20 protein-coding genes and 1 tRNA gene are annotated in these 19,861 nt (G+C 70.7%); 12 read left to right on the top strand and 9 right to left on the bottom strand.

All coding sequences use genetic code 11. The annotated features are described in order from the left end of the window. The first annotated feature begins 5 nt into the window (after positions 1 to 5). From IEX84_RS13160 to IEX84_RS13150, 3 genes are all read left to right on the top strand, one after another. On the top strand, positions 6 to 1,109 hold the full coding sequence (locus tag IEX84_RS13160) for an aminopeptidase (protein WP_188873029.1): 1,104 nt from the start codon (positions 6 to 8) through the stop codon (positions 1,107 to 1,109). A 293-nt stretch (positions 1,110 to 1,402) separates the two neighbouring features. After that, positions 1,403 to 2,128: a hypothetical protein gene (locus tag IEX84_RS13155; RefSeq protein ID WP_188873028.1), complete on the top strand. Its 726-nt coding sequence runs from the start codon at positions 1,403 to 1,405 to the stop codon at positions 2,126 to 2,128. A gap of 1 nt (position 2,129) precedes the next feature. Then, on the top strand, positions 2,130 to 2,420 hold the full coding sequence (locus IEX84_RS13150) for a hypothetical protein (protein ID WP_188873044.1): 291 nt from the start codon (positions 2,130 to 2,132) through the stop codon (positions 2,418 to 2,420). A gap of 11 nt (positions 2,421 to 2,431) precedes the next feature. Here the strand turns inward: IEX84_RS13150 and IEX84_RS13145 are convergent, their stop codons facing one another. Both IEX84_RS13145 and IEX84_RS13140 read right to left on the bottom strand, forming a co-directional pair. After that, positions 2,432 to 3,451, bottom strand: a complete 1,020-nt coding sequence (locus IEX84_RS13145; protein ID WP_188873027.1) for a disk-shape morphogenesis protein volactin — start codon at positions 3,449 to 3,451, stop codon at positions 2,432 to 2,434. Between the two features lie 66 nt (positions 3,452 to 3,517). After that, positions 3,518 to 4,468, bottom strand: a complete 951-nt coding sequence (locus IEX84_RS13140) for a sulfite exporter TauE/SafE family protein (RefSeq protein WP_188873026.1) — start codon at positions 4,466 to 4,468, stop codon at positions 3,518 to 3,520. Positions 4,469 to 4,567: 99 nt separating this feature from the next. Between IEX84_RS13140 and IEX84_RS13135 the strand changes: the two genes are divergently transcribed. The 6 genes from IEX84_RS13135 (at position 4,568) to IEX84_RS13110 (ending at position 6,889) form a co-directional block, all read left to right on the top strand. Beyond that, positions 4,568 to 4,717: a hypothetical protein gene (locus IEX84_RS13135; protein ID WP_188873025.1), complete on the top strand. Its 150-nt coding sequence runs from the start codon at positions 4,568 to 4,570 to the stop codon at positions 4,715 to 4,717. Between the two features lie 46 nt (positions 4,718 to 4,763). Beyond that, positions 4,764 to 4,838: transfer RNA gene (locus tag IEX84_RS13130), tRNA-Arg, on the top strand. Between the two features lie 332 nt (positions 4,839 to 5,170). Next, on the top strand, positions 5,171 to 5,368 hold the full coding sequence (locus IEX84_RS13125) for a XapX domain-containing protein (protein WP_188873024.1): 198 nt from the start codon (positions 5,171 to 5,173) through the stop codon (positions 5,366 to 5,368). Positions 5,369 to 5,413: 45 nt separating this feature from the next. Continuing rightward, complete coding sequence (locus IEX84_RS13120) at positions 5,414 to 5,782, top strand: YccF domain-containing protein (protein ID WP_188873023.1); 369 nt, start codon at positions 5,414 to 5,416, stop codon at positions 5,780 to 5,782. A gap of 91 nt (positions 5,783 to 5,873) precedes the next feature. Then, positions 5,874 to 6,425, top strand: coding sequence for an AAA family ATPase (locus IEX84_RS13115; protein WP_188873022.1), 552 nt, complete (start codon positions 5,874 to 5,876; stop codon positions 6,423 to 6,425). Between the two features lie 53 nt (positions 6,426 to 6,478). Further along, complete coding sequence (locus IEX84_RS13110; protein WP_188873043.1) at positions 6,479 to 6,889, top strand: coaE operon protein; 411 nt, start codon at positions 6,479 to 6,481, stop codon at positions 6,887 to 6,889. On the opposite strand, the gene IEX84_RS13105 is transcribed toward IEX84_RS13110, so the two are convergent. Genes IEX84_RS13105 through ligA form a run of 5 tightly spaced genes read right to left on the bottom strand, consistent with a single transcriptional unit; the run spans position 6,890 to position 13,067 of the window. Then, on the bottom strand, positions 6,890 to 7,450 hold the full coding sequence (locus IEX84_RS13105) for a magnesium transporter (protein WP_188873021.1): 561 nt from the start codon (positions 7,448 to 7,450) through the stop codon (positions 6,890 to 6,892). It abuts the gene before it with no gap. Next, positions 7,451 to 8,020, bottom strand: a complete 570-nt coding sequence (locus tag IEX84_RS13100; protein ID WP_188873020.1) for a magnesium transporter — start codon at positions 8,018 to 8,020, stop codon at positions 7,451 to 7,453. 57 nt (positions 8,021 to 8,077) lie between these two features. Continuing rightward, positions 8,078 to 9,259, bottom strand: a complete 1,182-nt coding sequence (locus IEX84_RS13095) for an MFS transporter (protein ID WP_188873019.1) — start codon at positions 9,257 to 9,259, stop codon at positions 8,078 to 8,080. A 40-nt stretch (positions 9,260 to 9,299) separates the two neighbouring features. Beyond that, positions 9,300 to 10,700, bottom strand: coding sequence for a signal recognition particle protein Srp54 (locus tag IEX84_RS13090; RefSeq protein ID WP_188873018.1), 1,401 nt, complete (start codon positions 10,698 to 10,700; stop codon positions 9,300 to 9,302). A 36-nt stretch (positions 10,701 to 10,736) separates the two neighbouring features. Continuing rightward, on the bottom strand, positions 10,737 to 13,067 hold the full coding sequence (gene ligA / locus IEX84_RS13085) for an NAD-dependent DNA ligase LigA (RefSeq protein ID WP_188873017.1): 2,331 nt from the start codon (positions 13,065 to 13,067) through the stop codon (positions 10,737 to 10,739). Between the two features lie 109 nt (positions 13,068 to 13,176). Here ligA and IEX84_RS13080 point away from each other — a divergent pair, with 109 nt between their 5' ends. Both IEX84_RS13080 and metX read left to right on the top strand, forming a co-directional pair. Continuing rightward, a complete protein-coding gene (locus IEX84_RS13080) occupies positions 13,177 to 14,469 on the top strand; it encodes an O-acetylhomoserine aminocarboxypropyltransferase/cysteine synthase family protein (protein WP_188873016.1) in 1,293 nt (430 codons plus the stop codon). Continuing rightward, on the top strand, positions 14,466 to 15,653 hold the full coding sequence (metX, locus tag IEX84_RS13075; protein WP_188873015.1) for a homoserine O-acetyltransferase MetX: 1,188 nt from the start codon (positions 14,466 to 14,468) through the stop codon (positions 15,651 to 15,653). Before IEX84_RS13080 ends, metX begins: the two co-directional genes overlap by 4 nt. Positions 15,654 to 16,072: 419 nt before the next feature. Here metX and serB read toward each other — a convergent pair whose 3' ends face one another. Further along, the gene (gene serB, locus IEX84_RS13070) at positions 16,073 to 16,708 is read right to left on the bottom strand and encodes a phosphoserine phosphatase SerB (protein WP_188873014.1); all 636 of its coding nucleotides are present in this window, start codon (positions 16,706 to 16,708) and stop codon (positions 16,073 to 16,075) included. 217 nt (positions 16,709 to 16,925) lie between these two features. Between serB and serA the strand changes: the two genes are divergently transcribed. Next, positions 16,926 to 18,509 carry a phosphoglycerate dehydrogenase gene (serA, locus tag IEX84_RS13065; RefSeq protein WP_188873013.1) on the top strand — a complete coding sequence of 528 codons (1,584 nt, stop codon included), beginning with the start codon at positions 16,926 to 16,928 and terminating at the stop codon, positions 18,507 to 18,509. A gap of 84 nt (positions 18,510 to 18,593) precedes the next feature. Here the strand turns inward: serA and thrC are convergent, their stop codons facing one another. Further along, on the bottom strand, positions 18,594 to 19,841 hold the full coding sequence (gene thrC, locus IEX84_RS13060; protein WP_188873012.1) for a threonine synthase: 1,248 nt from the start codon (positions 19,839 to 19,841) through the stop codon (positions 18,594 to 18,596). Positions 19,842 to 19,861: the final 20 nt, after the last annotated feature.

Raw genomic sequence — 19,861 nt, 5'->3', positions numbered from 1 at the left:
CCCACATGGACCCGCGCGTTCGGAGACACGCCGAAATCGTCGTCGAGCACTCCACGGACATCGAGGCGGGCGACCGCGTCGTCGTCACCGCCCCGCCCGCCGCCGAGGACTTCGCGGTCGCCGTCTACGAGCTCCTCGCGGAGCGCGGCGCGCACCCCGTGATGCTCTCCAACGGCCGCTTCGGGAGCCCGCGCGCAGAGCGCGCATACCTCCGCAACGTCGACACCGACGACCTCGACGAGCCCGACCACCTCACCGCGCTCTACGAGAACACGGACGCCGCGATCCGCATCCGCGGCGACGAGAACGTCACCGAGATGCGCGACGTCGAGGGCGACGCCCAGGCCGCCTACCAGCGCGCGTACGCCCCCGCCCGCGCCGAACTCCTCGACACGCGCTGGTGTCTCACGCAGTATCCGACGCCCGCGAACGCGCAGCTCGCCGACATGAGCACCGAGGCCTACCAGGACTTCGTGTGGAACGCCGTCGACAAGGACTGGGAGGCCCAACGCGAACACCAACAGCAGATGGTGGAGGTCCTCGACCCCGCGGAGGAGGTGCGTATCGTCTCCGGCGACGAGACGGACCTCACGATGAGCGTCGCGGGGATGAAGACGCTCAACGACCACGGCGAGCACAACCTCCCCGGCGGCGAGGTGTTCACCGCGCCCGTCCCCGACAGCGTCGAGGGCGAGGTGCGCTTCGACCTCCCGCTCTACCACCAGAGCCACGAAATCGAGAACGCCTCCCTGACGTTCGAGGGGGGACGCGTGGTCGACTACGACGCCGACCGGAACGCCGACGTCCTCGGCGACGTCCTCGACACCGACGAGGGCGCGCGCTACCTCGGCGAGCTCGGCATCGGGATGAACCGCGACATCGACCGGTTCACCTACAACATGCTCTTCGACGAGAAGATGGGCGATACGGTCCACCTCGCGGTCGGGATGGCCTACGACGAGTGCGTCCCCGACGACCGGGAGCCGAACGAGTCCGCCGTCCACGTCGACATGATCGTCGACATGAGTGAGGACTCGCGCATCGAGGTCGACGGCGAGGTCGTCCAGCGGAACGGGACGTTTCGGTTCGAGGACGGCTTCGAGGAATAACGCGGGGCCGAGCGATAGCGAGGGCCCGCGGAGTAGTCGAACGGGGAGCGTCGCGCGGCGCGAAGCGCTGCGGAGGGCGAACGGCGGAGCCGTGAGCGTGAGCGACCCGTGAGGAATAACGCGGTTCCACAGGAACCGCGACGTGCCGAGCGCGAGCGGCGCGGCCGCTCGCCACGTGACGCCTCGCAGAATGCCCTTCGTGGCTACTACTTGTGACGGGAAGTACTTAAACGCGGGTCCGGGGGAGCCCGGTGACGCCTAGTTATTTGGAGCCGCGTCGCCCCCGTGCGGGTATGCCGGAACTCGACATCGGGGCGTCGCAGGCCGAGTACATCGAGGAGCTACGCGAGGCGCTCGCCGACGAGTACCTCGACGGCTACGGGGCGATGCGGCCGCGCGACGCGCTCCAGTACCTCATCGACCGCCACGAGGCGACGCGACCGGCGGACGACCTCGTGCCGGCCGCGGCGTCGAGCGACGACGCGGTCGCGGGGACGGGGGACGAGGCCGGTTCGACGGCTGCGGACGCGACGACCCCGGCGTCGCCCTCGGTTGACGACGCGGCGGCGGCGATGCTGGACGCGGGCGAACCCGACGCGAGCGAGGACTCGGTCGTCGGGGAGTCGGAGGCACTCGACGCCGCGGCCGGGAGTGCGAGCGTCGAGACGGTGCGCGACGACGCCGCCGACGCGAACGCGACGACCGAGGCCGAGACCGAGCCGGCGAGTACGACGGTATCGACGACGAGCGACGGCGATGGCGACGGCGACCCCGAAACGGCCGGCGACGACGCGACGACGGATACCGACTCCGCGACGTCGCCGTCGCCGTCGCCGTCACCGTCGGGCTCCGGGAGTCCCCTGCGGCAGATGATGGAACTCCTCGAAGAGCACGACGACGCGTGGGAGGAGGTCGATTCGAGCGACGGGAAGTACCGCGTGACGCTGCCCGACGGGTCGACGGAGCACGCGCGGACCCGCGACGACGTGCGCGCGCTCCTGTTCAAGCACTACCGCTGAGATGACCGACGCCCGCGACGAGGCGGCGACGTGTCCGCGGTGTGGCGGCGAGCTGGAGACGTTCGTCTTCGGGTCGGCGCGCGCCGTCGGCTGTGCGGAGTGCGGCTACGCGGACGTCCCGGCGGACCACTCGCCGGCCGAGCGGGTCGAGGAGGAGTCGTGGGCGTCGATTCTGCGGCGCTATCGACGCGGTGGCGGCGGTGAGACGGTCGACGACGGAGACGGCTCTGCCGACGGCGGAGACGACGAAAACACCGCGAGCGAGGACGATACCGGCGACGAGCCGGGATAGTCGCGTTTGCGTTACTCTTCGGTGGCCGCCTCGGCCTCCTCGGTCTCGCGCTCGCCCTCCTCGGAGCGGGCGGCGACGAGCGCGCCGCGGGCGACGCTGTAGAGGGGTTCGCGGGCGCGTCGGACGCCGCTGACGGAGAAGGGGATGTCGGCCTCGCGGAGGCGCTCGCGGAAGAGCCCCTCGAAGCCGTCGGGGCTCGCGGTGCCGCCCGTGACGACGACGGGCACGTCGAGGCCCTCCTCGACGTCCTCCTCGTCGACTTCCTCGACGACGTTCTCGACGACGTAGTCGAGGAGGTTCTCGTAGTAGATGCCGAGCGCGCCCTCGATGCCGCCGACGTCGCTCGTGAAGTCGAGGCGGAAGTCGTCCTCCTTCGTGGTCGTGACCTTGTCGACGGGCGTGCCGGTGGCGCGCGCGGCCTGCTCGTCGATCCAGTCGCCACCGCGGGCGATGGAGAAGCGCATGACGGGGACGGCGTAGTAGGAGAGACAGACGTTCGTCATCCCCGCGCCGAAGCTGATGCCGAGGCCGGTGAAGTCGTTGTCGGCGAGTTCGCTGTAAATGACGGCCATTCCCTCGTTGATCGGTTCGGGGTCGTACCCCATGTCGGAGAGGATGGATTCGAGGGTCTTCTGGTGGTAGAGCGTGGAGAGGTCGGAGTCGATGGGGTCGGCGGGCGTCGAGAAGAAGAGGCGCTCGCCGGGGTGCTGGGGTTCGTCGACGACCTGCTGGAGGATGAGCTTGATCATCGGGATGGCGGACTTCTCGTCGGAGGAGAGGATGCCCGCCTTCATCGGCCGTCGCGTCTCGCGGTTGAAGATGTTCGCGAAGTTCAGGGCGTCGTCGCCGACCACGTAGACCTTATCGCCCTTTTTGATGTGGAGGACGTCGCTGCGAGAGAGCATCTGGTCGGCCATGTCGCTGTAGTCGAGTTCGACGAACGAGTTGCGCTGCTGGACGAACACCGTCTCCGCGCCCTCCTGTCGCGCGGAGATGAGGTTCATCGTGCCGACGTCGAGGCCTTTCGCCATGGTTGATGGTCGAAATCGCCCGTCTTAAAGGTATGGCTCGCTCGCCTCCGGTCCCGTCCGGTCGTCTCAGCGCCCGAAGAGGGACTTGACGCGGTCGACGACGCCGTCGTCGTCCGCGGTCGCAACCTCCTCCGCCTGCTGTTTCTTCCGGAGCTCCTGGAGGGCGGCCACCTGGTCGTCCGCGCCCTCGCCCGTCTCCTCCGCTGGCTCCTCGTTCCCCCGGAGCTTCTGGAGGGCGGCGACCTGGTCGTCCGCGCCCGTGCTCCGCGAGACGTTCGCGTTGTCCGGGGTGAGGTTCGAGCGCTCGACCTCCTCGTCGTCCGTGCCGGCGCTGAGGTTCAGCCGCGTCGTCTTCGTCTTCTCGACGCCGCCCCACGAGAGCTCCGAGGAGGACATCGCGTCCTCGATGTCGCGCTCGACCTGCTCGTCGCTCACCGTCTCCGCGCCCGCGCTTCCGCTCCCGCCGGTCGCGCCCGTGGCGTCGTTTCCGTCCTCGCCCCCGCCACCGTTCGCCGCGGCGCTCGCCGACTGGCGGGCGCGCTCGATTCGGTCGGTGACGAGTCCCGCGCCGCCCGCGCCGACGAGCACGACGAGGCCGGCCGAGTAGACGAAGACGCCGAGCGTGCTGTAGTCAGCGGTCCCCTGGACGTTCCAGTGTTGGGGGTAGCTCGCGACGAAGACGCCGACGCCGCCGAGGCAGACGACCGCGCCGAGGCCCGCGGCGTACATCGCCCGGCGGTCCACCGGGAGCAACACGGGGATGCTGAGGAGGAACGCCGGGAGGCCGACGAGCGCGAGCGTCCCCGCGACCTCGCGGAGTTGCCAGTGGAAGTGGACGCTCGCCGGAATCGTCGAGGACCACCCGAACACGACCGCGCCGAGGACGCCGAGCGTCACGCCCGCAAAGAACAGCCCGAACCCGACGTAGACGTCCGCCAGCCGCTCCGGTTCGCCGAGATACCGGCGGTACACACGGACGAGTTCGTCCGTCACCCGCTCGGTCGTCTCACTCTCCATGCACACACGTCTAGCAGCCGGCGTTAAGACTGTTCGCCAGCGCCCCCCGCGAGCGAGACGGGCGAACGATTTAAGACCTTGTGTGTTATTGTGTACCATATGTCGCCCCTCGCGTGCCCGGACTGTGAGCGCGGTATCGAGCGAGACGAGATTCGAGCCCGAACCGTCCCCCGCCCCGACGGCATCCGCACCACCTACCGCTGTCCGTTCTGCCGCGGGAACTTCGATACCGTCGCCGAGCTCCTGTGAGCCGCGTCCCGAACGCCTTTTGCCCTCACCGCGATAGTGGACGGTGGGGCACGTAGCTCAGTTCGGACAGAGCGTCTGGCTTCTAACCAGAAGCGCGGGGGTTCGAATCCCTCCGTGCCCGTTTCTGTCACGAGCGCCGCGAGTGACGAAACGGCACGTGGGATTCGGAGCAGTGAGGTCGCGCGCAACGGAGTGAGAACGTCCGACCGTGGTTCGAATCCCTTCGTGCCCGTCCGTCTTTTTACTGCGGGGGGTTCGCGGGGCGAACCCCCGCTTGCAAAAACACGGGAGAAAAACTCCCGGTCGCCGGAGGCGACCGGTGAAACTCGCGCTGCGCGCGAGTACGCGTATCCGCACTCCGCTACGCCCACCTCCGACTCTCGCTTCCGAGGCGATTTCTTCGCAGTCCCGCGCTTCGGCGTCCTTTTCACCGCGCTGGCCGTGCCGTCGCGTATGAACACGACACTCGTCGTCGCCGCCCTCCTCGTCGGCGTCGCGACCGGCCTCGTCTTCGCGGGCCTCCGCGTGCCCCTCCCCGCCCCACCGTCGCTTCCGGGCATCGTCGGCATCGTCGGCATCTACGTCGGCTACCGCATCGTCGAGGCCACCGGAGTCGGCTTCGACCTCCTCGGCTGGCTCGGACTCGGCTGACGTTTCGCCGGCGACGCTTTTGACGCTGTAGCGCCTCGGTGGCGTATGGCCGAGCAACGCTCCCTCCTCACCCGCGCGCTCTGGTTCGTCTTCGTCGGCTGGTGGGCGACGCCCGCCCTCGTGAACGTCGCGTGGCTCTGCAACGCCACCGTCGTCGGCATCCCCGTCGGTATCGCGCTCATCAACCTCGTCCCGACGGCGCTGACGCTGCAGGAACCCCGCGACCTCGACGCCGACGGCGGTAGCCAGCGCGGCCTCGCCGTCCGCGCCGTCTACTTCGTCTTCGTGGGCTGGTGGGCGAGCCTCCTCTGGGCGAACGTCGCCGCGTTCCTCGCGGTCACGGTCGTCGGCCTCCCGGCGGCCGTCTGGATGTTCCACCGCCTCCCCTACGTCACCTCGCTCTACCGGCTCTGACGGCGCGTCACCGCCCCCCGTCCCGGGGACGCCGGCGCCATCCTTCCGCCGGATGCTTGGCTTTAAACCGCCGTCGCGGCTATCCCTCCCCATGACTGTCATCGGTATCGTCGGCCTCCCGGGGAGCGGGAAGAGCGAGGCGGCGGCGGTCGCGGAGGAACTCGACGTCCCCGTGGTGACGATGGGCGACGTCATCCGCGCGGCCTGCGAGGACCGCGGGCTCGACCCGGCGACCCACCACGGCGAGGTGGCGCGCGCGCTCCGCGAGGAGGGCGGCGTCGACGCCATCGCGGCGCGCTCGCTCCCGATCATCGAGGACGCCCTCGACGGGAACGACGTCGTGCTCGTCGACGGCATCCGCTCGGACGCGGAGGTCGAGCGCTTCGAGGCGGCGTTCGGCGACGACTTCCTGCTCGTCGAGGTTCACGCGCCCTTCGAGCTGCGCCGCGAGCGCCTCGGCGTGCGCGGACGTGACGCGACGAAGGCGGAGGGCGGCGAGAGCCTCGAAGAGCGCGACGAGCGCGAGCGCGGCTTCGGCATGGACGCCGCGATGGAGGAAGCGGACGTCACGGTCGAGAACACGGGCACGCTGGCGGCGTTCCACGACCGCGTGCGCGAGATTATCGCGGAGGCGCGCTCGTGAGCGTCGTCTACAGCGTCGACGTCGAAATCCGCGCGCCCGTCCAGCCGACGGAGATGCCGGACCGCGTCGCGCGCGCCGTCGAGACGCTCTTTCCGACCGCGGCGGTCGAGGTCGGCCCCGACGAGGTCGTGGCGACGACGCACGACGTGGAGGCGTTCCGCGAGGCGCTCTTCGAGCAGCGCATCCTCGACACGGCGCGCTCGGCGTTCCTCGACGGTCGGACGGACGCGGGCGGCGCGACGGGAGGCGACGGTGCGAGCGACGACGAGAACGGTGAGACGTTCGCCTTCGACCTGAAGAAGCAGGCGGCCTTCCGCGGCGTCGTCAACTTCTCGGTGGGGAGCGCGGCGGAACTCGGCGACGTCCACGTCGAGGTGACGGTGCGCGAGCCCTCGGTCGACGAGTTCATCGCGTACCTCGCGCCGGAGACGGCGGAGGGCGAACCCGTCGAGGACGTCGAGTAGTCAGACGAGGACCTGCACGACGGCGAAGAGGACGACGACGCCGAGGACGTCGCAGAGGTTCGTGACGACGGGGATGACGACGTCGTCGGGGTCGAGGCGGAGCCGATAGGCGGCGTAGGTGGCGGCGACCGTGACGCCGACGGCGAGGAGCGCGAGCGCCGCCCCAGAGGCGAACGAGACGGCGACGACGGTCCACACGGCGAGGTCGGGGTGCGCGCCGGTGAGGCTGGTCGCGGCCCACGCGCCAGCGCCGACGACGGGGAAGAGGCTGAGCGCGAGCGTCACGGTGGCGAGCGCGTTGCCGGCGAGGTCGTCGTCGGTTGGCGCGAAGGAGAGCGTCCCGAGGTGCATCGCGGTGGAGAGCCGCGAGGCGAGGATACTCCCCAGATTCCCCGCGGTCCCGATTGTGACGGGGACGAGCACGAGGAGACTCGGGTGTCGGTAGAGCGTCGCCTCGAACGTCCCGAGGACGAGACCGCTGCCGATTTCGACGGCCGTCAGCCCGAGGAGGACGGGGAGCGTCGCGCGCGTGATCGCGGAGACGGTCCACTCCTCGGGCACTCAGGCCACCCCCAGGACGACCTCGACGCCGACGACGAGGAAGGCGAGGCCGAAGACGTCGCCGATGGTGGTGACGAGCGGGCCGACGAGCGCGTCCGGGTTGTACCCGCGGCGGAAGCCGACGAAGACGACGGCGACGACGGCCCCGGTGAGGACGACCCCGGAGAGGAGGCCGGCGACGAGCGCGACGGCGACGAGCGTCCCGAGCGGCGCCACGGTGCGCCCGAGCGCGAGGAGGACGCAGAAGGCGAGGCCGGCGGCGAACGCGGAGGCGAGCAGGCCGTTCGCCATCGCGGCCGCGCCGGCGGCGACGAGGCGGTCGTCGGCCTCGAACTCCGCGCGGATGAGGCCCTGGTGGAGGCCGGTGGCGAGGCGCGCGCCGAGCGACCCGTAGACGTTCCCGCGGGTGGCGAGGAGCGCGGGGACGCAGACGAGGAGGCCGGGGACGAGGCGCAACTCGGCGCGCATCCCGCCGAGGACGACGCCCGCGAAGAGTCCGCCGAGGGTGCTCGCGACGAGCGCCGGCGCGGCCTCCCGGTAGGCGTCGGCGGCGACGTCGCGGATGCTCATATCGGTATCAGACGCCGGGGCCCGTAAAATACCCCGGCCGTCGTGGTCACGGCTCCGTCAGCGCTCGGCGACGAGCAGGACCCCGGCGGTGACGGCGGCGACGGCGAGCGCGACCCAGAGGACGCCGAAGGCGACCCGAAAGCCCGCGTAGGTGGAGACGACGCCGACGACGCCCGGCGCGATTGCGCCCGCGCCCATCAGGACGGTGCGGACGACGCCGAGGCCGCCGCCGGAGACGTCCTCGGGGAGGAGCGCCATCAGGTACGCGCCCCGGACGGGCCGGAAGCCGTGGCTCCCGAGGCCGAAGACGACGACCACCCCGACGAGCGTGACGATTCCCGCCCCGCCACCGACGGCGATGAGCGCGAGGAGGCCGACGGTGGCGACGGCGAGCGTGGCGACGATCACGCGGAGCGGGCCGACGCGGTCCGCGAGGTCGCCCGTGACGGTCTGCACGAGGCTGACGACGAAGAGGCTGCCGTAGACGGCGCTCGCGGTCGCGGGCGTGAGCCCCGCGGTTTCGAGGTAGCGTGGGAGGAACGCGACGACGCCGTTGTACGCGAAGGAGAAGCCGACGGTGACGAGGACGAACCCCGCGAACGCCGGGCGACGAAAGAGCGCGGCGTAGCGCCGGAGGGGCACGCGCTCGTCGTCCCCGTCGTCGCGCTCGGGTTCCCGCGCGCCCAACCAGCGGTAGGCGAGGACGGCGAGTGAGAGCCCGAGCAACCCGCCCGCGAGGAAGACGGCGTGCCACGTGACGCGCGAACTCGTGAGGCAGAACGCGACGGCGGCGGGGGCGGCGACGCCCGCGAGCGCCCCCGCGGTGTCGAGGACGCCGAGCGCCCGGCCCGTCCGCTCCGTGTAGACGGTCGAGAGCAGGCCGATAGCGACGGTCTTGTGGACGCCGGTGCCGATACCGACGAGGACCATCGCGCCGACGAGGACGGCGAACGGCGCGTCGACGGCGAGCGCGAGCGCGGCGACGCCCGCGACGGCCGCCCCGGCGGTGATGACGCGCGTCGCGCCGACCCGGTCGGCGATCGCGCCCGCGGGGAACTGCAACAGCGCGTAGACGAGCAACATCGCGGTGAACGCGAGGCCGAGCGTCGCGTCCGTGACGCCGTAGCGACTGCTCAGCGCCGGGAAGAGCGGTGGGAACGCGTAGCGGAGGAACTTCGCGAGAAACCAGATGGCCGCCGTCGCCGCGAGGGCGTCCAGCGTGCGGAGGCGTCGGCGCACACCGACACTCGGGCGGGGGTCTCGAAAAACCCCGTCGCTTCTAGTCGCCGAACGGCCCCATGCCGCCCATACCGCCGCCGCCACCGCCACCGCCGCCGCCCTGCATCTTCTGCATCATCCGCTGCATGTCGCCGTCGCCCATCCCCTGGAACTGCTTCATCGTCCGGGCCATCATCTTGTGCTGCTCTAAGAGTTCGCGGACGGTCTCCTCGCCCTGCCCGGAGCCCTTGGCGATACGGCGGATTTGCGAGGCCCCGACCGAGCGGGGGTTCTCCAGTTCCTCGTCGGTCATCGAGTCCATGACGACCTCGAAGTTCCGCATCCGGTCCTGGGTGACGTCCATCGCGTCGTCGGGGAGCTGGTCCATCAGGCCGCCGCCCATCCCCGGAATCATGTCCATCACCTGGTCGAGCGGCCCCATGTTGCTCATCGCGCTCATCTGACGCTGCATGTCTTTGAGGGTGAACTCCCCTTCGAGCATGTCCTCGGGGTCCCAGTCCTCGTCCTCCTCGGCCTGGGTCTCCTCCATCGCGCGCTCGACGCGCTCGGTGAGCTGTTTGAGGTCGCCCATCCCGAGGAGCCGACTGATGAAGCCGTCGGGCTCGAAGCGCTCTATGTCCTGGACGGTCTCACCGGAGCCGAGGAAGGCGATGGTGGAGTCCGTCTCGTTGACGGCGGTGAGCGCGCCGCCACCCTTCGCCGTCCCGTCGAGCTTCGTGATGACGACGCCGGAGATGCCCACGGAGTCCTCGAACTGCTGGGCCTGGTCCTTCGCGCCCTGCCCGATGGCGGCGTCGAGGACGAGCAGCGAGCGGTCGGGCTCCACCACCGACTCGATCTCCTCGATCTCGTCGATGAGGTCGGCCTCCAAGGCGTGTCGCCCCGCGGTGTCGACGATGCGGACGTCCGCGTCCTCGGTCGCGGCGAGGCCCTCGCGCGCGATTTTGACCGGGTCGTCCTCGTCGGGGTCACCGTAGAAGTCGACCTCGGCGCGCTCGCACATCTGCTTGGCCTGCTCGTAGGCGCCGGGGCGGAAGGTGTCGGTCTGGATGACCGCGGGCCGGAGGCCCTTCTTCGAGAACCACCACGCCATCTTCGCCGCGGTGGTCGTCTTCCCCGACCCCTGGAGGCCGGCGAGCATGATGGTCTGTTCTTCGAGGGGGAGCTCGGTGCTCTCCCCGACGAGGCCGACGAGCTCCTCGTAGACGATGCGGAGGACGTGGTCGCGCGCGGTCGTGCCGCCCGGCGGCTCCTCCTCCAGGGCGCGCTCCTTGATGGAGTCGGAGAGCTCCATCACGAGCGAGACGTCGACGTCGGCCTGCAGCAAGGAGCGCTGAATCTCCTTGACGACCTCCTCGACGTCTTCCTCGTCTATGCGGGACTTCCCCCGGAGCGAGTCGAGCGTGCCCCTGAGCGAACTCCCGAGGTCGTCGAGTACCATTTGCCCCACGTAGGGGCCCCACACGCATTAAAGCACTTATCGCGCCGACTCGCTCGCGTCCGCGTCGCCCGTCCGGTCGACGTCCACCCCGCGTTCCGCGAGACGCGCGAGGAAGTCGTCGGCGTCGAGTTCGTCGACGTCGTGTTCCTCGGCGTCCGCGCGCTTGCTCGCCCCGGGGTTCTCGCCGACGACGAGGTAGTCCGTGTTCGAGGAGACTGAGGACGTCGCGTTCGCGCCGTGGCGCTCCACGAGGGCCTGCAACTCGTCGCGCGTCCACCCCGGGACGCTCCCCGTGAAGACGTAGGTCTCCCCGGCGAGCTCGTCGCCGCCCGCCTCGCTCGCGGGCGCTTCGGGTTCGCCGAGGCGCGACTCGTCGCGCAGGCGCTCGATGACGCGGCGGTTGCGTTCGTTGTCGCGGAACTCCGCGATGTGCTCGGCGACGGTCGGGCCGATGCCCTCTACGGCCTCGTACTCGTCGTGCTCGGCGTCGAGGAAGGCGTCGAGGTCACCGAAGTGCGTGGCCAGATCGGCGGCGACGGTCGGGCCGACCTCGGGGATGCCGACGGCGGCGAGGAAGTCGCCGAGCGACGGGTGACGCGCGGCGTCGAGTTCCGCGCGGAGGTTCTCGGCGCTCGTCTCGCCCCACCCCTCCAGCGCGGCGAGTTCGCCGACGTCGACGTCGTAGAGGTCGGCGACGTCGTCGGTGACGAGTCCCTCGTCGACGAGCTGTTCGGCCGCGGCCTCGCCGACGCCCTCGATGTCGAGGACGTCCGTGAAGTAGTCGAGCGCGTGGACGAGCTGGGCGTCGCAGGCCAACCCCCCCGTGCAGTAGGCCATCGGGCCGTCGCGCTCGACGTCGCTCCCGCAGACCGGGCAGCTCTCGGGGAAGTCGAACGTCCCCTCGGCGTGCTTCTCGACGACCTCGTCGACGTAGGGGATGACGTCGCCGGCGCGCTCGATTCGCACCTCGTCGCCGACGTCCACGCCGAGGTCGGCGAGCTCCTCGGGGTTGTGGAGACTCGCGCGCGAGACCGTGACGCCGCCGACCGCCACGGGTTCGAGGAGCGCGACCGGCGTCAGCCGGCCCGTCCGGCCGACCTGCACGACGACGTCCGTTATCGTCGTCACCTCCGTCCGCGCGGGGAACTTGTAGGCGTACGCCCACCGGTAGTGGCGGGCCGTCGTCCCGAGGCGCTCGCACTGCGCGCGGTCGTCCACCTTCAACACCGTCCCGTCGATCTCGTAGTTCAGGTCCTCGCGCTCCGCTTCGAGCTCGTCGCGATAGGTGATCGCCGCCTCGACGTCGTCGACGCGCCGGTCCCGGTCGTTCGTCTTCAACCCCCAGTCGGGGAAGCGTTCGAGCTCGCCCCAGTGCGTGTCGAGGCCCGCGATTCCGGCGTCGATGCCGCCCGCGGAGGCCGACGTGCGCTCCCGGAGCGCGCCGAGCAGGGCCGCGACGTCCGCGTCGCCGTCGTTCCACGCCGCGTGGACGGGGTCGTCAGCTGCGTCGACGTCCCCGCCGCCCCCTGTCCTTCCTTTCCCGTCGCCCTCCCCGGACGCGTCGCCCCCACTCGCCGCCGCGTCCCACGCGGCGAGCACGTCGTAGAAGAAGCAGTCGAGCGGCCGCTCCGCGGTCACCGAGGGGTCGAGCTGTCTGAGGGTGCCGGCGGCGGCGTTCCGCGGGTTGGCGAAGGGGTCGTCGCCGCGCTCGACGCGCTCGCGGTTGTACGCCTGGAAGGCGTCCCTCGGGATGTAGACCTCCCCCCTGACGACGAGGACGTCCGGGTGGTCCCCGCGGAGGCGCTGGGGGACGGACTCGATTGTCCGCACGTTCTCGGTGACGTCCTCGCCGGTCTCGCCGTCGCCGCGCGTCGCCGCGCGCTCGTAGCGCCCGTCGACGTAGACCACCTCGACGGAGAGCCCGTCGAACTTCGGCTCGCAGACGTAGGCGACGTCCGCGCCGTCGAGGTCGCGCCGGACGCGTCGGTCGAACTCCCGAACGTCCGCGGCGTCGCCGCTGGAGTCGATGGAGCGCATCGGCGCGACGTGCTCTACGGTCCCGAGTTCCTCGACGGGCTCGCCGCCGACGCGCCGGGTGGGCGAATCCGCCGTCGCGAGGTCGTATGTCTCCTCCAGCTCGCGGAGGCGCTCGAAGAGCCGGTCGTACGCCCGGTCGTCGATGACGGGGTCGTTCAGGACGTAGTAGCGATAATCGTGGAAGCGCACGGCCTCGCGGAGGCGCTCGGCCTGCTCGCGTGCCTCATCGGCGGAGAGCGCCTCGGCGTCGCGGAAGTCGAGGTCGGGGTCGGTGACGTAGGGGTTGTCGTCGGTCACCTCGTCCGCGCCGTCGAGGTCGGTGCCTGCCATACCCGTCGGTGTCGCCGCGCGCCCCCGTAAAGCCACCCGAGCCGCGACTACCAGCAGATGTTGCCGTAACTCGCGTGCATATCCCGCTGGGGAAATATGCATATGGTACATGAGCGACGAGGACGACCGGCGGTTCGACACCCGGACCGTCCACGCCGGCCAGGAGTCCCCGGACCCCGCGACCGGCGCGCGCGCACCCCCGATCTACCAGACGACCTCCTACGTCTTCGACGACGCCGACCACGCGGCGGACCTCTACGCCCTCGAAGCCGACGGCGACGTCTACTCCCGCATCAGCAACCCGACCGTCGAGATTCTCGAAGAGCGCCTCGCCAGCCTCGCCGGCGGCGCGGGCGCGGTGGCGACCAACTCCGGGATGGCCGCCCTCGACGCCGCGACGTTCGTCCTCGCCGAGGCCGGCGACAACGTCGTCTCCGCCTCGGCCATCTACGGCGGCACCCGCACCTACCTCACCGGCACCGCGGGCCGCCGCGGCATCGAGGCCCGCTTCGTCGACACGCTCGACGTCGACGCCTACCGGGAGGCCATCGACGAGGACACCGCGTACGTCCACCTGGAGACCATCGGCAACCCCGCGCTCGTCGTCCCCGACATCGAGGCGGTCGCCGAGGTCGCCCACGAGCACGACGCGCCGCTGTTCGTCGACAACACCTTCGCCACGCCCGCGCTCTGTCGCCCGCTCGAACACGGCGCGGACCTCGTCTGGCACTCCACGACCAAGTGGCTCCACGGCTCCGGCACCACGCTCGGCGGCGTCGTGATAGATGGCGGAGATTTCGACTGGGACCCGGAGAAGTACCCCGAGATCGCCGGCGACAACCCCGCCTACCACGGGCTGAACCTCTCCGAGCGCTTCCCCGACGCCCCGATGGCCGCCGCGACGCGCCTCCGCGGCACTCGGACGCTCGGCAACGCCCAGAGCCCCTTCGACGCGTGGCAGACGATGCAGGGCCTCGAAACGCTTGGCCTCCGCGTCGAACGCCACTGCGAGAACGCCGCCATCGTCGCCGAATACCTCGACGAGCACGACGAGGTCGCGTGGGTCACCTACCCCGGCCTCGACTCCCACGAGACGCACGAGAACGCCTCGAAGTACCTCGACGGGGGGTACGGCGGAATGATCACCTTCGGCCTCGAAGGCGGCTTCGACGCCGGCAAGCGCTTCTGTGAGTCCACCGAACTCGCCTCCTTCCTCGCCAACATCGGCGACGCGAAGACGCTCGTCATCCACCCCGCGAGCACCACGCACGCCCAACTCAGCGAGGACGAACAGCGCGCTTCGGGCGTCACGCCCGACATGGTTCGGCTCTCCGTCGGCATCGAGGACCCCGCGGACGTCCTCGCCGACCTCGACCACGCCATCGCGGAGGCGACGCGATGAGCCACGGCCGCCGCGAGGACGTCGCGAACGTCGGGTCGTTCGCGTTCGAGCGCGGCGGCGAACTCGACCTCGACGTCGCCTACGCCGAGTACGGCGACCCCGCCGACCCCACCGTCCTCGTCTGCCACGCCCTCACCGGGAGCCAGTACGTCGCCGGTCCCGCCCCCGAGGGCGTCAGCGGCCAGGCCGCGGGCTGGTGGGACGCCCTCGTCGGCCCCGGCAAACCCATCGACACCCGCGCCTACCACGTCGTCTGCGCGAACGTCCCCGGCTCCTGCTACGGCACGACCGGCCCCGCGAGCGAGGGCCCCGACGGCGAGCCCTACGGCCCCGACTTCCCGTCCGTCACCGTCGGCGACTGGACGCGCTCGCAGGCCCGCCTCTGCGACGAACTCGGCGTCGACACGCTCTACGCCGTCGTCGGCGGCAGCGTTGGCGGCATGAACGTCATCGACTGGGCGAAGCGCTACCCCGAGCGCGTCGAACGCATCGCCGCCATCGCCACCAGCCCCCGCCTCGACGCGCAGTGTCTCGGGCTCAACACCGCCGCGCGCCGCGCCATCACGAGCGACCCGAACTACGGCGACGGGGACTACTACGGCGGCCCCGAACCCGACGAGGGGCTCGCCGTCGCGCGCCGCATCGGCCACGTCATGTATCTCTCGAAGGCCTCCATGACCGACCGCTTCGACCGCCGCGTCGCCGAGCGACGCCCCGACGACCTCGACGACCCGAGCGCGCGCGGCTTCCCCTACCGGGACGTCGCCTCCTACCTCGACTACAACGCCGAGCGCTTCACCGAGCGCTTCGACGCCAACAGCTACCTCTACCTCCTGCGCGCGCTCGACGAGTACGACCTCGCGGCGGACTACAACTCGGACGCCGCCGCGCTCGCCGACTACGAGGGCGACGCGCTCGTCCTCTCCTTCACCGGCGACTGGCACTTCCCCCCCGAGGGCGGCGACACCATCGCCGACGCCTTCGAGAGCGGGCCCGGTGCCGCCGTCCACCGCGTCATCGAGAGCGACTACGGCCACGACGCCTTCCTCGTCGAACCCGACCGCGTCGGCCCGCCGGTCCGCACCCTCCTCGAACGCGGCGCGAGCGCCGTCACCACCGAGGCCGACCGACAGACCACGCCCGACTACCCGCGCGTCTGTACGGGCCTGCTGCCCGACGCCTAACGACCTTTTGCTGCGCGCTGACGAAGTCAGCGCTGGCAAAAGGTCGGCCAAAATGTCCGTCAGACCCCCGGGGGTCTTCGGACCTCGCGGCTTCGCCGCGAGTGAACCGCACGATCCACGCGAGGGCCGCGGGCCCGAGTGTGGGTCAGTGAGAACGACGTTCTCACCCGACTACCGGGCTCTGACGAGCCGCTCGTCGCGCGGACGCTCTTTCGTAGTCTGTCCCGTTTTTTCGCCGTGGCCTAACGAACCACACGTATAGCGTTCGGCGACCGAGTGGCTCGAAGAGCCCGGAGGGTCGCCGATTCGCTCGCCGGAGGCGAGGCCGAGGAGGGTGCGAAGCACCCGACGACGGCTTTTGGCCGAGCGTTTGCTAGCGCCGGGCGCGCGAAGCGCGCCCGAGCGCAGCAAAAGGTCGTTTACAGCAGGCCGTCCTCCTCGAAGACGCGCGTGAGGCGGTCCATCGTGGCGACGACGACGTCGCAGTGCGGGCGCACTGCGGGCTTGGGGACGAAGCCGACGGCGGTGCCGGCGACCTTGAGCATGGGGAGGTCGTTCGCGCCGTCGCCGACCGCGACGGTGTCGTCCATGTCGGTGTTCGTCTCCATGCAGAGCGCCTCCAGGGCCTCGTCCTTCGTCCCCTCGATGAGGGGGCCGTCGGCGTCGCCGGTGAGGTGGCCGTCTTCGACGGGGAGTTCGTTGGCGACGACGTGGTCGACCTCGGCGCCGTCGCGTTCGAGGGCGGCCTCGACGCCGGGCGTGAAGCCGCCGGTGAGGATGGCGGTGGTGTGACCGGCGTCGTTCAGCGCGGCGATGAGGTCGGCCGCGCCCGGCCGGAGGTAGATCTGCTCGTAGGCCGCCCGCGCTTCGGCCTCGGGGAGTCCCTCTAAGAGCGCGGCGCGCTCGTAGAGCGATTCCGCGTAGGAGAGTTCGCCGCGCATCGCGCGCGTCGTTATCTCCTCGATCTCCTCGGCGACGCCGTACTGCTCGCCGAGCAACACCATCATCTCCGAGTCCGAGAGCGTCCCGTCGAAGTCGAACGCGACCAGCGTCATGGCTCCCCGTTCGCGCCCCGCCCGCCAAGTGGTTTTTCGTTCGCGCACCGAGTTCCACCCGAAACGAAGGGGTCATGAGTTGGGGGCGTGGCCGTGGGTATCACGAGCGGTATATAGAGCACACTACTCACGTCCGTGTACAGATTGGGCGCGTCCGTCGGCGTCACGCGCCGCCGATGAGAAAAGCGTTAATGTCCCGCGCGGGTTTCCCACGAACGTGAAGGTACTCGTCACGGACCCCATCGCGGACGCCGGCCTCGACACCCTCCGCGAGGCGGGTCACGAGGTCGAAACTGCCTACGACGTCGAGGGCGACGCCCTCCTCGACGCCGTCTCGGACGCGAACGCCCTCATCGTTCGCTCCGGAACCGACGTGAACGAGGCGGTCTTCGAGGCCGCGCCCGACCTCGTCATCGTCGGGCGCGCCGGCATCGGCGTCGACAACATCGACATCGACGCCGCGACCGAACACGGCGTCATCGTCGCCAACGCCCCCGAGGGCAACGTTCGCGCCGCCGCCGAGCACACCGTCGCCATGGCGTTCGCCGCCGCGCGCTCCATCCCGCAGGCCCACGTCCGCCTGAAGGACGGCGAGTGGGCGAAGAGCGACTACCTCGGCACCGAGGTCAACGGCAAGACCCTCGGCGTCGTCGGCCTCGGCCGCGTCGGCCAGGAGGTGGCGAAGAAGCTCGCCTCCCTCGGCATGGACCTCGTCGCCTACGACCCCTACATCAGCGAGGAGCGCGCCGACCAGCTCGGCGCGGACCTCGTCGACCTGGAGGAGTGTCTCGCCGCCGCGGACTTCCTCACCGTCCACGTCCCGCTCACGCCCGAGACGGAGGGCCTCATCGACGAGGACGCCCTCGCCAACCTCGAAGGCGGCTACCTCGTCAACTGCGCGCGCGGCGGCGTCGTCGACGAGGACGCCCTCGCCGACGCCGTCCAGGACGGCGTCATGAAGGGCGCCGCGGTCGACGTCTTCGCCGAGGAACCCCTCCCCGAGGACTCGAAGCTCCTCGACGTCGACGACATCGTCGTCACGCCCCACCTCGGCGCTTCCACGGAGGCCGCCCAGGAGCACGTCGCCGTCTCGACGGCCGAGCAGGTCGTCGCCGCGTTCAACGACGAACCCGTCCTCAACGCGCTGAACGCGCCCTCTGTCGACGAGTCCGTCTTCCCGCGTATCGAGCCGTACATCGCCCTCACCGAGACCGCGGGGAAGGTCGCCGCGCAGCTCTTCGGCGAGCGCATCGAGCGAATCGAGGTCTCCTACGCCGGCGACATCGCCGCCGAGGACGTCGACCTCATCACGGCGAGCGCGCAGAAGGGCGTCTTCGAGCCCCTGGAGTGGAACGTCAACGCCGTCAACGCCCCGCGCGTCGCCGAGGAGCGCGGCATCGACGTCACGGAGACGAAGACCCGCTCCTCCGCGGACTTCCAGAGCCTCGTCACGGTCACCGTCGGCGACGGCGACGAGGAGCTCTCCGTCTCCGGTACGCTGTTCGCCGGCGAGGACCCGCGCCTCGTCTCCATCGACGGCTACCGCGTCGACGCCATCCCGCACGGCCACATGCTCGTCGCGCGCAACCGCGACGAACCCGGCGTCATCGGCTTCATCGGGACCGTCCTCGGCGAGCACGACGTCAACATCGCCGGGATGTTCAACGCCCGCGAGAACGACGGCGGCGAAGCCCTCACCGTCTACAACCTCGACGAGGGCCTCCCCGAGGCCGCCCGCGAGGAACTCGAAGCCGACACCCGCATCACCGAAATCAAAGAGATCGAACTGAACGGCGCGTAGACCGCCGAAGACGCCCACCGAGAAAGAGAGAGGGACGACCGCAGACCTCGACGACCGCCGTCGAGGCTATCGCTGCTTTTTGCCTCAGAGCGCGTCGAGCACGCCGTCCGCGTCCGCGGGGACGTCCGTCGTGTCGCCGCCGGCCGCGGCCGCCGCGTCCGGGTCCTTCAGCAGGTGGCCGGTCGTGAGACAGACGACCCGTTCGTCGGAGCCGATTTCGCCCTCCGCGCTGAGCTTGCGGAGCCCGGCGACGGACGCCGCGGAGGCGGGCTCGACGCCGACGCCGTCGCGCGCGAGCGAGCGTTGGGCGTCCGTGATCTCCTCGTCCGAGACCGCGACCGCGGTGCCGCCCGTCGCCCGGATGCCCGGCAGGGCCTTCGGGGCGTTCACGGGGTTGCCGATGCGGATCGCCGTCGCGCGCGTCTCGACGTCCTCCCAGCGTCGCACCTCATCAGCGCCCTCGCGGACGGCCTCGACCATCGGCGCCGCGCCCTCGGCCTGCACGCCCGTGAGCGCCGGCATCTCCGACTCGTCCATCGCGCCGGCCGCCACGAGCTCGCGGAAGCACTTGTAAAGCGCCGCGGTGTTGCCCGCGTTCCCCACGGGGAGGACGATCCGGTCCGGCCACTCGCCCGTCGCCTCGCGCGACTGCTCGAGGATTTCGAGGCCGATGGTCTTCTGCCCCTCCAGGCGGAAGGGGTTGATCGAGTTGAGGAGGTAGGCCTCGCCGCGCTCGGCGAGCTCGGCGACGACGTCGAGGCAGGCGTCGAAGTTGCCGTCGACTTCGAGGATGCGCGCGTCGTGGAGCGCGGCCTGCGCGATCTTGCCCGCCGCGACCTTCCCCGCGGGGAGGAGGACGAGGACCTCGGTGTCCGCGCGCGCGCCGTAGCACGCGAGCGCCGCCGAGGTGTTCCCCGTCGACGCGCACGCGAGGCGGCCCACGCCGAGGCGCTCCGCGACCTTCACGCCCACCGTCATCCCGCGGTCCTTGAACGCGCCCGTCGGGTTCATCCCCTCGTGTTTCACGCGGACGTCCGCGACGTCCACGCCCGCCTCGATCCCCGGGACCGTGTACAGCGGGGTGTTCCCCTCCTGAATCGAGACGCCCTCCGAGAGCGGGAGCGCGTCCGCGTAGCGCCAGACGCCCGTCCCCTCGAAGTCCTCGAACGTCGGGTAGTCGGCGTAGCGGACCTCGAGGAGCCCGTCGCAGTCCGGACACCGATAGACGACGTCGTCGTAGGGCGCGACCGTCTCGCTACACTCCACGCACGCCAGCCAGACGCCGTCCGTCGCCGCCGCGGGCGTCTCGCCGCCGAGTTCCAGATCGACCATATCGGGTGTGGCAGCCGAAC

Source organism: Halarchaeum rubridurum (assembly GCF_014647115.1).
Taxonomy (GTDB): Archaea; Halobacteriota; Halobacteria; order Halobacteriales; family Halobacteriaceae; genus Halarchaeum; species Halarchaeum rubridurum.
This window is presented reverse-complemented; position numbering and strand designations above follow the sequence as displayed.